Source organism: Tolypothrix sp. PCC 7712, assembly GCF_025860405.1.
In the GTDB taxonomy this organism is placed as follows: domain Bacteria; phylum Cyanobacteriota; class Cyanobacteriia; order Cyanobacteriales; family Nostocaceae; genus Aulosira; species Aulosira diplosiphon.
Window position 1 is genome coordinate 6,043,218 of record NZ_CP063785.1, and the last position, 11,626, is coordinate 6,054,843.

The 11,626-nt window shown below is 39.1% G+C and carries 8 protein-coding genes; 7 read left to right on the top strand and 1 reads right to left on the bottom strand.

Annotation, left to right across the window (positions count from 1 at the left end):
* The first annotated feature begins 12 nt into the window (after window positions 1–12).
* The 7 genes from HGR01_RS24760 (at window position 13) to HGR01_RS24790 (ending at window position 10,156) form a co-directional block, all read left to right on the top strand.
* Window positions 13–1,098 (top strand): GNAT family N-acetyltransferase, encoded by a 1,086-nt coding sequence (locus HGR01_RS24760; RefSeq protein ID WP_309227780.1) that lies wholly within the window; start codon window positions 13–15, stop codon window positions 1,096–1,098.
* A 222-nt stretch (window positions 1,099–1,320) separates the two neighbouring features.
* Entirely contained in the window at window positions 1,321–2,391 is a 1,071-nt protein-coding gene (locus HGR01_RS24765) for a 7-cyano-7-deazaguanine synthase (protein WP_045873135.1), read from the top strand.
* 88 nt (window positions 2,392–2,479) lie between these two features.
* On the top strand, window positions 2,480–3,565 hold the full coding sequence (locus tag HGR01_RS24770) for a peptidoglycan bridge formation glycyltransferase FemA/FemB family protein (protein ID WP_045873136.1): 1,086 nt from the start codon (window positions 2,480–2,482) through the stop codon (window positions 3,563–3,565).
* Between the two features lie 164 nt (window positions 3,566–3,729).
* Window positions 3,730–4,509 (top strand): class I SAM-dependent methyltransferase, encoded by a 780-nt coding sequence (locus HGR01_RS24775; RefSeq protein WP_045873137.1) that lies wholly within the window; start codon window positions 3,730–3,732, stop codon window positions 4,507–4,509.
* Window positions 4,510–4,652: 143 nt separating this feature from the next.
* A complete protein-coding gene (locus HGR01_RS24780) occupies window positions 4,653–5,819 on the top strand; it encodes a DegT/DnrJ/EryC1/StrS family aminotransferase (protein ID WP_045873252.1) in 1,167 nt (388 codons plus the stop codon).
* A 128-nt stretch (window positions 5,820–5,947) separates the two neighbouring features.
* A complete protein-coding gene (locus HGR01_RS24785) occupies window positions 5,948–8,122 on the top strand; it encodes a GumC family protein (protein WP_045873138.1) in 2,175 nt (724 codons plus the stop codon).
* Between the two features lie 267 nt (window positions 8,123–8,389).
* Window positions 8,390–10,156, top strand: coding sequence for a hypothetical protein (locus tag HGR01_RS24790; RefSeq protein WP_045873139.1), 1,767 nt, complete (start codon window positions 8,390–8,392; stop codon window positions 10,154–10,156).
* A 355-nt stretch (window positions 10,157–10,511) separates the two neighbouring features.
* Here the strand turns inward: HGR01_RS24790 and HGR01_RS24795 are convergent, their stop codons facing one another.
* The gene (locus HGR01_RS24795) at window positions 10,512–11,462 is read right to left on the bottom strand and encodes an NAD-dependent epimerase/dehydratase family protein (RefSeq protein ID WP_045873144.1); all 951 of its coding nucleotides are present in this window, start codon (window positions 11,460–11,462) and stop codon (window positions 10,512–10,514) included.
* Between the last annotated feature and the right edge of the window lie 164 nt (window positions 11,463–11,626).

Sequence of the window (11,626 nt, forward strand, 5' to 3'; positions counted from 1 at the left end):
GATTAAACCCTTATGTTGAATATTCAAATTATCGAGTTAAATAACCCTTTGTGGATGCAGATTTTGCAAACCGTACGTCATGATATTTACCACTTACCAGAATATGTATATTTAGAATCCCTAAGAACTAATACTACTCCCCAGGCGATTGTCATTTCTCATGGAGAAAAACTATTTTTTTTACCTTATTTACTACGTCGCTGTCACGATTTTTTTGCTGATCCCACAGAAAGTCCAGAACTTTTTGATGTAATTTCTCCTTATGGCTATCCTGGGATTTTATTAAGTGAAGCTGCGGCTAGTTCACCAGATTTTCTCGAATTAGCAATGCAGGAATTAATATCTAGATTTAGACAGCAAAATATCTGTTCAGCCTTTGTCCGGTTACATCCTATACTAAATGCTGGATTGGAGAAAGTTTATCCTCCTCATATTTGCCAAATTAGTGGAGAAACAATAGCTGTAGATTTAACACTTTCTGCTGAAGAAATATGGCGGCAGACTCGCTCGGATCATCGTAAAGATATTAATCGCCAGAAACGTTATGGTTTGCAAGCTAAAATTGTTGATTTTGACAAATATTTTGCTGATTTTTTAGAAATCTATTATCAAACAATGCAACGAGTAGGCGCGCCTCAGCTATATCACTTTCAGCAAGAATATTTTAGGAATTTGTTACATAAATTAGGTAGCAAATTGCACTTAGGAATTGTAGAATTTGAATGTGAGATTATGTGCGCTTGTCTATTCACAGAATGTAGTGGAATAGTTCAATCTTACTTAAGTGGTACAAAAAATAAGTTTTTAAAATTTTCCCCAGATAAACTACTGTTTGATTATGTCAGGTTATGGGCAAAAGAACGGGGTAATAAACTTTTGCATCTAGGGGGTGGATATGGGGGAAGAAAAGATGGTGTTTACAATTTTAAAGCGGGTTTTTCACAAAAATCTCAGAATTTTTTGACGCTGAGATTAACCATTAATGAAGAAAGATATGCTCATCTAGTGGAGTTAAGAGCCAAAGCTTTAAATAGCCAAGTAGGAACCTTACTAAAATCAAATTTCTTTCCAGCTTATCGCTCTACTGTCACAAATTAGTGGATAGAGTCAAAAGTCAAGAGTCAAGAGTCAAGAGTCAAGAGAAAATGACTTTGCTAATACTGGAAATCATCGTTAGTACGAAATATAGCAATTCTCCAGAAGTCTTGTTACACTTGTCTCTTTTATCTATATATCAAACAAGATTTCAATTTCGCTAATTTTTAATACCAGATTGGGCAATAATTTTCATCAAAAATATTTTGAGCATCCGAGGTATTTATGAGCAAAGCAAATACTTTATTACAAAGTTTCAATTTCTTACTTCCTCAATTCCTCCGGGAAGATTATTCTCCATATAAATGCAAAGTTTCTATTAACGGCATTAACTATAATCTTCGCGCGCGGAGAATACATTTACAAAATCAAATTAAAACTTGGGTAAATACAGGTAAGAATCCTTTTATTAAGCCTGTAGAATGCCAAGAATGTTTATTCGATACGCGGATACCAAACATCTACATCGGCTCTGATGGTGTTTGTAATATGTGCATGACTTACAAAAAGAATTTCAAACAAGAAATTCTAGATAGCGAATTACAAACGTTTTTGCATACTCCCAGAGAAGAGGGTGGCAAGATTGATGCAGTTGTGGGTTTTTCCGGTGGTAAGGATAGTGCAGTTTCTCTGATTACAGCACGACAAAAATTTGGATTAGATGTAACGGCTGTTTTAGTTCAAAATGGATTTATTCCTGAGCAGGTAATTGAAAATGGTAAAAAGTTGTGCGATAAATTAGGGGTGGAATTAGTTGTACTAAATATTGACCTAGCACCTTATGTAAAAGACATGATGGATAATAACTTTAAAAATGGTTATCCATGCTATAAGTGCGGGGATATGTTTTACAAAGAAATTCAAGATTATTGTATAAAACATCGTATCAATCGCATAATTATGGGGCGTAACTGGTGGCACTGGATAGAACCAGAAGTACGTTCTACAAAGTGGGTGACAGATGAAGCGACAGGGATGAAAATACAAATATTTTCTCTGCCATTTGTGTTGCAATTAACTGAGAAGGATATTTATAGAATCCTAGATGACTTTGGCTGGTCAACAGTAAAAATTCATGGTAATAGTACTAATTGTATTCTGCCGGGATTAGTAGAATACAAAGTTAGTCAAAGATTAGGCTATCATCCAGAATTACAGTTGCTTTCGCGAGAAGTTATTACTGGTTTTTTGGATAAAGAAGAAGCTAAACACCAACTCTCAGATGTTAAAGATAATACAGAAACTCTTGAGAAGTTGGTTAACAAGAAGCTAGAAGAAATTAACCAGAGAAAGTAGGGTGTTTTTGGGCAACGCACCGTGAAAATTCTAGGTGCGTTAGCCTACGGCAATCAAAATTATTTAATTTACTTGAATCTGAGGATTTATGAATATTCAGGTAATTGATTTAGAAAGCAATTATTGGCGAGAAATATTGCAAAATATCAAACATGACTTTTATCAAATTCCTGAATATTTTGCCTTAGAAGCAATGAGGAATAAAGCTGTTGCTGAAGCCATCTTCATCTCTGAAAATGACAAAATTTTATTTGCGCCTTATTTGCTACGTAATTGTGATGATTTAGGGGTAGAGACATCGATACCTATAGAAAGTATTGATATAGTTTCACCTTATGGCTATCCAGGTATTTTGTTAAGTGATGCAGCTAAGATTACACCAGATTTTGTAGAAACTGCTATTAAAAAGTTAAATTTTGTTTTGAAAGATAAGGGTGTATGTTCAGCTTTTTTTCGCCTACATCCGATTATCAATCATAATTTCAATGAGGTTTTGCACAATCAGGATATTTTAACTTTTAACGGTAAGACCGTATATATTAACTTGCATCTTTCTGAAGAACAAATTTGGAATCAAACCAAGCGCGATCGCCGCAAGAAAATTAACAACTGTGTGCAAGTAGGTTTAACAGCAAGAATGGTAAATTTTGATGAATATCTTGAGCAATTTATCGCAATTTATCAAGAAACAATGCAGCGAGTAGCAGCAGCGGAAATTTACTATTCTTTTAATGCTCAATATTTTAAAAAAATGAAAGATGTGCTAAAGGAGAAATTACATTTATGTATAGTTGAAATTGATAATCAAGTAGCATCTGCTGGGTTATATACCGAATATAGCGGCATAGTGCAGAGTGTTTTTCGAGGAACTAGCAGTAAGTTTATTACACTTTCTCCAGGTTCCTTAGAAATTAATTATGTCCGATTTTGGGCTAAAAACCGTAGTAATCATATTTTTCATTTAGGAGGTGGATTAGGTGGTGCTACAACAAATCTTTATAATTTCAAAGCGAGTTTTTCTAAACTCCGGCATAACTTTTTAACAATGCGGCTAATTCTCGATGAAGAAAAATATCTTGAATTAGTTAACTTACAAGCGAAGACTTTAAATCTTGATTTGAAAACCATACTCAATTCTCACTTTTTTCCTGCCTATCGTTATCAGGAAATATAGTGATTCAATACTACGCGGTTAAGCATTTTGAAATCAAAATTGGTTTTTGGGAAAAGGTTAAGGGTTAAAGGGTTTTTCTTTGCCTTGAACTATTCCCCTTTTTCCCCTTAACCGACAAGTATTGCATAGTGATTGATTACCAGAAAAACCAGGAGTTTATCAGCATGGCTAGTGCAGTTAAAATATATAGCCCAAAAGAAATGTATAGCACGGTAGAATTTAACTTTTGGGCATATAAGGAATATTCTTTATCATCTTCTGATAAATATTTGATAGCCACCTATTTAGATGAAAATTTGAAAACATTAGAGGCTGGTACAGGAGGAGGCAGAATAATTTCCTGCATGAGAGAAGGAGGATTCACCAATCTATATGCTTTCGATTATGTCCCTAATTTTGTTGAAATAGCGAAACGAAGAGATATGACTAATAGCATTAATTTTGCTGTTGAGGATGCAGTATCATTAAGTTATGGTGATAATGAATTTGAGCAATTAGTTTATCTGCAACAAGTACTTTGTAATATTGAAGATGAAACTGGCAGATTTAATGCTTTTAAAGAGGCATATCGGATTTTAAAACCAGGCGGCACAGTAATATTCTCATTGCTGAATTTTGATAGTCGAGCCAAAAGTTTATTGTACTTACCTTATTTAGCCTATTTACGCTTATTAAGGAAACTTACTCATGTCAATCGCTCAATACAATATCTACCGCAATTGAAGTATGCAGGAAATACTAACTTGCAATCGCTACTCGATCAACCACCATATTTATATTGGTATCGAGTCGAAGAAGCATATCAAATTATCAAAGCAGCAAATTTTGAGATACTTGCACTGGGTTCCAATTTTCAAATAAATCAAGGCAAATTATCGACTTCTCTAGAAGCTTTTCTCCAAGAACCAAATCAGGGAATGCTGTATTTTGTTTGTACTAAATAGTTTGGGGGGATGGGTAATTGGTAATTGGTAATTATGACTTTTTATTAATCCCTAATCCCCATTACCCCTTATCCCCAGAGGGGGCCCCGAGTTCCCCAATCCCCAATCCCCAGTCCCCAGTCCCCAGTCCCCAATCCCCCACTATGAAACCAATTCTCCTGTCACCGCCTCACATGGGCGATCGCGAGTTAGAATTCGTCAAGGAAGCATTTGCAACTAACTGGATTGCGCCAGTAGGGCCGCATATCGATGCTTTTGAACAGGAATTTTGTCAAGTCATAGGAGCACCTTATGCTGCGGCTGTGAGTTCGGGAACGGCGGCGATTCATTTGGCTTTGCGATTGGTGGGGGTACAGCCTGGGGATGAAGTCTTTTGTTCTACTTTGACGTTTGCGGCTACAGCTAACCCCATTACTTATTTAGGTGCAAAGCCAGTTTTTATTGACTGCGATCGCATTTCTTGGAATATGAATCCCGATCTATTATGGGGAACGTTGGAACGCCGCGCCAGAATTGGTAATTTACCTAAAGCTGTGATTGTGGTTCACCTATATGGTCAAAGTGCAGATATTGACCCCATTTTAGAAGCTTGCAATCATTTTGGCATACCCTTAATTGAAGATGCAGCCGAATCTTTAGGTGCTACTTATAAAGGACGTGCCACTGGAAGTTTCGGACGCATCGGTATTTTTTCCTTTAACGGCAATAAAATTATTACCACTTCTGGCGGTGGGATGTTAGTCTCTCATGATTCCCAACTAATAGAGAAAGCGCGGTTTTTGGCTACCCAAGCCCGCGATCGCGCTCCCCATTACCAACATTCAGAAATCGGTTACAATTATCGTCTCAGCAACGTTTTGGCGGGAATTGGTAGGGGTCAATTGCAGGTTTTATCTGAACGAGTTACAGCCCGCAGACGCAACTTTAAAATTTATCAACAAGCTTTAGGAAAGCTACCAGGAATCGAATTTATGCCAGAAGTGGGTTTTGGTCAAGCTACTCGCTGGCTTACTTGCTTGACAATCGACCCCAAAGCCTTTGGTGCAGATCGAGAACAAATCCGCCTCGCCCTTGCAGAACAGCAAATTGAATCCCGTCCTGTGTGGAAGCCTTTGCATCTACAACCTGTATTTGCTGACTGTGAATGTATCGGTGGTGCGGTGTCTGAAGATTTATTTACCAGAGGTCTTTGTTTACCTTCAGGTTCCAATTTAACCGACGCAGATTTAGAACGGGTAATCAGTGCGATCGCCACAATTCACCATCAAAATTCTACAACTAATTTACGAAATCACCTTTCATCTTGTTAAGCTCACAAGCTTCTTATTAGAAAAATATCTTATCACCATATAGCGAGAGCAATAATTTTTTAATTACGAATTACAAATTACGAATTAGTAATTACTTAAATCTGTTTATTATAAAAACAAAAACCGTTATGCATACAATCGAATCTGCATCCTCATTTGATAAATATTGGCAAATTATCCAGCGCCGTTGGTACCCTAGTTTAGGAGTTTTCTTCCCAGTCATGTTTCTGACTCTACTGGCTTTACATTTCCAAAAGCCAGCTTATGAGGCAGAGGGTAAACTGATGTTTCAAAGGTCAAATACGATTTCTACTATGACCGGAGTAGCACCAGAATTAGGCAAACTAGAAGCAGTAACCCAGGATGATAAAACTAATCCTTTAAATACAGAAGCAGAAATTATCCGTTCTATTCCTTTAGTACAACAAACTATCATTGAACTTGACTTGAAAAATGACCAAGGGCAACCCTTAAAACCACGGGAATTTTTGAAGAATTTTACAGTGAAAGATATTAAGGGGGCGGATGTCATCCAAATTTCTTATCGAGATAGAGACCCAGAAGTTGCTGCAGAAGTTGTGAATACAGTGATGCGTGCCTATTTAGATCATAATGTATCTTCCCGACGCAAAGAAGCATCCGCCGCCCGCAAGTTTATTACTATGCAATTACCTACTGCCGAATCAATTGTCAGTAATGCCGAAGCTGAACTAGCAAGATTCAAGGAAAGAAATAAAATCGTTTCTTTAGAAGAAGAAGCCAGTAAATCAATCGAATTAGTGACAGATTTTCAAAGACAAATAGGTGAATCTCAATCTCAAATTGCCGATATCAACTCACAGTCAGAATCACTCCGTCAGCAATTAAACATGACCTCGCAACAGGCTGTAACTGCAACTAACGTCAGCCAAACTGCTGGAGTGCAAGATATTCTCAAGGAAGTTCAGCAACTAGAATCGCAACTAGCTGCAAGGCGTACTGTTTTACAGGACGATCATCCAGAAATCATCAGTTTAGTAAATAAACAAAAAGCTTTAAAAGCAATATTAAACCAGCGTATTAAACAAGCTGTAGGCACAACACAAACACAAGATAATAGCAATTTTCAAAATGGAGCGCTCAAACAACAACTGGCTGGAGATTTGGTAAAATTAGAGTCAAATCGTCTGGGTTTAGTCAGTAAAGTTGCAGCCTTATCTAACTTACAATCAGCATATAAGCAACGGCTCAATATTTTGCCACGGTTAGAGCAACAACAGCGACAGTTAGAACGCAAAGTTCAAGCATCGCAAAATACATATTCATTGCTACTACAAAAGCTACAAGAAAGCCGTATTGCCGAAAATCAAAATGTAGGTAATGCCAGTTTAGTATCTGAGGCTCAAGTTCCTGATAAGCCTGTAGCTTCGCCTTTAATTGCATATATCAGCGCAGGTTTATTAGCTACTTTAGCGGCGATAGCATATATGTATATTTTAGAAGCCAAAGATAAATCAATTAAAACAATTGATGAAGCTAAAGAATTACTAGGATTAACTTTGTTGGGGGTGATACCCTTTTTTCAAGAGCCGAGAACATATCATCATAGCCAGGAGGGTTTAGAAATTTATCCTTCTAGGTTGGTTTTGAGAGATTATCCACGTTCTCCTATTAGCGAAGCCTACCGAATGCTGCGCGCTAATTTGAAGTTTATGAGTGCTGATAAAGAGTTAAAAACTATTGTGGTGACTAGTTCCATACCAGGTGAAGGTAAATCAACAGTAGCAGCTAATTTAGCTCTAGCTATGGCACAAACAGAACGTCAAGTTCTACTCATAGATGGGGATTTACATTGTCCAGTTCAGCATAAAATTTGGGAACTCACTAATAGTCAAGGTTTGAGCCATGTAATTATTGGACAGGCTGAAAGTGATATAGCTATCAAACAAGTTACAGATAATTTAGATGTGTTGACAGCGGGAGTTGTACCGCCTTCACCCGCATCTTTATTAGACTCAAAACGTATGGCTTCTTTAATGCAAACTTATGCTACCAACTACGATTTTGTGATTATTGACGCGCCTTCATTAAACGTCGCCGCCGATGCAGCCACCTTGGGACAAATGGCTGATGGTGTTTTATTTATCGTTCGTCCTGGGGTAGTTGATTCTGTCCATGCAGCGATCGCTTGTGAAATTTTGGAAAAATCTGGTCAGAATGTCTTAGGACAAGTTGTTAATGGTGTGATTCCCAAAAACGAAAGTCATAGCTACTACTATTTCAACCAGGAAGCTCACCAGCAAGAGTATTCTGTAGCGAGGTAGTGGGGATTGGGGATTGGGGATTGGGGATTGGGGATTGGGGACTGGGGATTGGGGGACAAGGGGAAATTATCAGCGAATAAGGACACAAGAATGTTGTGCGCCTGCAAATTGTTGAGATTAATAAACTTACCGTTCGCGCAATCGAGGATGAGTTTGGTGAAATAGATGAAATAAGGGAGAGTCTCTAAGCAGGCGATCGTTTTTGGCATCCCTTATGCCAGAAAGAAAGTTGTGTAGGGTGTAACGGTTTAATGGTAAGTGTGAGAAATGGCACATTTACCCCAACAAATAATCTCAGAACGAATCGACGATGTGGTTCTGCTGCTAGAGGTGATGAAAAAAATGGGACTGCCAGAAATCCTCAACCAAAATTTGCCACGTCATTGGAAACAGGAAGGGCTGGATTGGGGATGGGTAGCTTGCATTTGGTTATCATATATCATCTCACAGGGCGACCACCGAAAAGTACGTGTTCGGGAATGGGTGGAACAACGACACTACACCATAGAGCAAGTATGCGGATTCAACATTCGAGAAACCGACTTTACAGATGACCGTTTAGGAATACTGTTGAAGCGTTTAAGCAAGCCCGAAACTTGGGAACAAATAGAACGGTGTCTCACGCAAAACACTATCCGAGCCTATGACTTAGCGGTGGAGCAAGTGCGTTTAGACGCAACAACAATTAGTGGACACCATCTCGTCAGTGAGTCAGGTTTATTCCAATTTGGACACAGCAAAGATGATCCAAACTTGCCACAGGTAAAACTCATGATGGGGATGATAGACCCATTAGGGATGCCTCTTGTCACTCAGGTAGTATCTGGAGAACAAGCAGATGATGGGTTGTACATTCCCGCCTACCAACAAATTGCTGCCACACTGAACAAAAAAGGGTTGTTGTTTGTTGGCGACTGTAAAATGAGTTCACTATCAACACGCTGCAACATACATATTCAGGGAGATTACTACCTATGTCCATTATCCCTAGTTGGTAAAACTCCAGAACTTCTTGCCGGCTGGGTAGATGATGCTGTTGCAGGTAAATTTCCCCTGATTGATATCAAGCGAACCAGTGTTCATCACAACAGTGAAACCAGCCCAGACTTGGATGTCCTTGAAACAACTATCGCCACTGGCTATGAGGTGTGTCGTCCTGTCGAGGTGGTTGATGAACAATTGCCATTACTATGCTGGCAAGAAAGGGTGTTGATTGTTCACTCACCAACACTTGCAAAACAACAGGTTCAGGGATTAGAGAAGCGACTTCACAACGCACAGCAGAAGTTGATGGCGTTAACTCCACAAAAAGGTCGTGGTAAACGACAAATCAACGACCTACAGGTTTTATTGCAAAAAGCTACAGAAATTCTGCACCTTTATCGAGTCGAAGGCTTACTGAGTTTCGATTATGAGTGCCAAGAAACTGTTGAAGAAACCTATATTGGTCGAGGTCGTCCCACATCTCGCCCCAAGCAAATTACTCGAAAAATTAGGTATCAAATTCAGACTGTTATCCGCAATGAAGATGCTATTGCCCAAACTCACAAAACTTTTGGCTGGAGAGCTTTTGTCACCAATGCTCCCAAGAGTCTGTTAGGAGTTGAACAAGCTGTACTGACTTATCGAGACGAATGGATTGCTGAACGTGGTTTTCATCGTCTCAAGGGTGCGTCACTTTCGATTGCTCCCATGTTTGTGCAACGTGACGACCAAGTTACCGGGCTGATTAATTTACTGAGTCTAGCCCTACGTTTGCTGACAATTATCGAGTTTGTTGTCCGACGGCAATTAACTGCTATTGAGGTCAACTCTCTTGCTGGACTGTATCCCGAACATCCAAAAAAAAGGACTGCTCAACCTACTGCTGAACGGTTGTTACGTGCTTTTTCTAATATCACTTTGACGATTATTGAAGCCCGTGGTCAGCGTTTTGGTTATGTTCCTCCTTTAAACCCTCTACAACAGGAAATTATGAGTTTGCTTGGTCTTCCTTCGGATATTTATAGCAATCTTGTAGATAATTCCTCTTAGTCAAATTCTATTACGCGAACGGTGAGTTAAAGCTTCAGTAAAAGTATTTAAAGGTTTGTTAGCCCACCTTCGTCTTAACCCCCCAGTCAATTGATGCCAAAGAATAAAAGTATAGGCACAAAAAATTAAGAGAAAATTTTGGCGATCGCATTTATTGTAGTTAAGAACTCAATTGCAGCAATTGCGATCGCCTTTCAATACTACTCTGGTTTGGGGAAAAGGTGTACCCCTGCGCTTAAGCAAGCTACGCGTAGCGTCTGTGCAGGAGAAAGGGTAAGGGTTAAAGGTTTTTTCTTGCCCCTTTTCCCCTTCCCCTTTTCCCCTTAACCGACAAGTATTGGATCGCCTTCAATTTTTAACTATACAAAGCCTTGATCCAATGCCATTCCTGGGTCAAACCTTCTTTGAGAGAAACTTTGGGCTGATATCCGAGAATTTCCCGCGCTTTAGATACATCAGCAGCAGTGTGGCGCGCATCTCCCATTGCTTTTTCTATGTGGTTTCTTTTGATGGGTTTGCCAATTATTTCTTCCATCGTCGCTAATACTTCTGCTAACACTACTCTGCTACCACCACCAATATTGAATATTTCGCCAATCGCATTAGGTGCAGTGGCGGCGGCTAAATTGGCAGCAACAGCGTCATTAACAAAGGTAAAGTCTCGCGTTTGCTGTCCATCGCCAAAAACGGGAATGGCTTCATCTGCTAAAGCCGCCTTGAAAAACTTGTGGAATGCCATATCCGGGCGCTGTCTTGGCCCGTAAACTGTAAAGTAGCGCAAAGATACAAAAGGTACACCAAAGTTTTTGTGATATAACCCACACAAACGCTCGGCTGCTAACTTGGTAATACCATAAGGAGAAACAGGCCGAGGTGGAATTCCTTCGTGAGTGGGTAGAGTTTCTGCATCACCATAGACGCTGGATGTAGAAGCAAACACCAGCCTTTGCAAGTTTTTCGCATCTTTAGCAGCTTCTAGTAAAACTTGTGTGGCATTAAGATTTCGTTCGGTATAAGCGCGGAAGCCTTTACCCCAGCTAGCTCTAACTCCCGCTTGCGCTGCTTGATGGTAAACTACTTCCACATCCTGAAGTAGTGCTGGCCAATCTAATAACTGAATATCTTCTTCAATAAATGTAAAGTTAGGAAATACTTGTAAGTGTGCCAGATTTTTGCGCTTAAATATTGGGTCATAGTAATCATTAACTTCATCAATACCAATTACTTCTTGACCTTGTTGGAGCAATGCTTCTGCCAGATGAGAACCAATAAATCCAGCTGCTCCTGTAACGATTATTTTAGCCATATTTCCTATTTGTGGGATCTATTATTTCACAGTGTAATACTTATACCCTGTAAAAGTTATTACCTGAAAAGTTGGCGATCGCTCTCCCAGAAATAATTTCACGCTATTTGCACCTAAATTTACATTTAATTTAAAAAACTACTGATTTCTGGCAACCTAAGCAG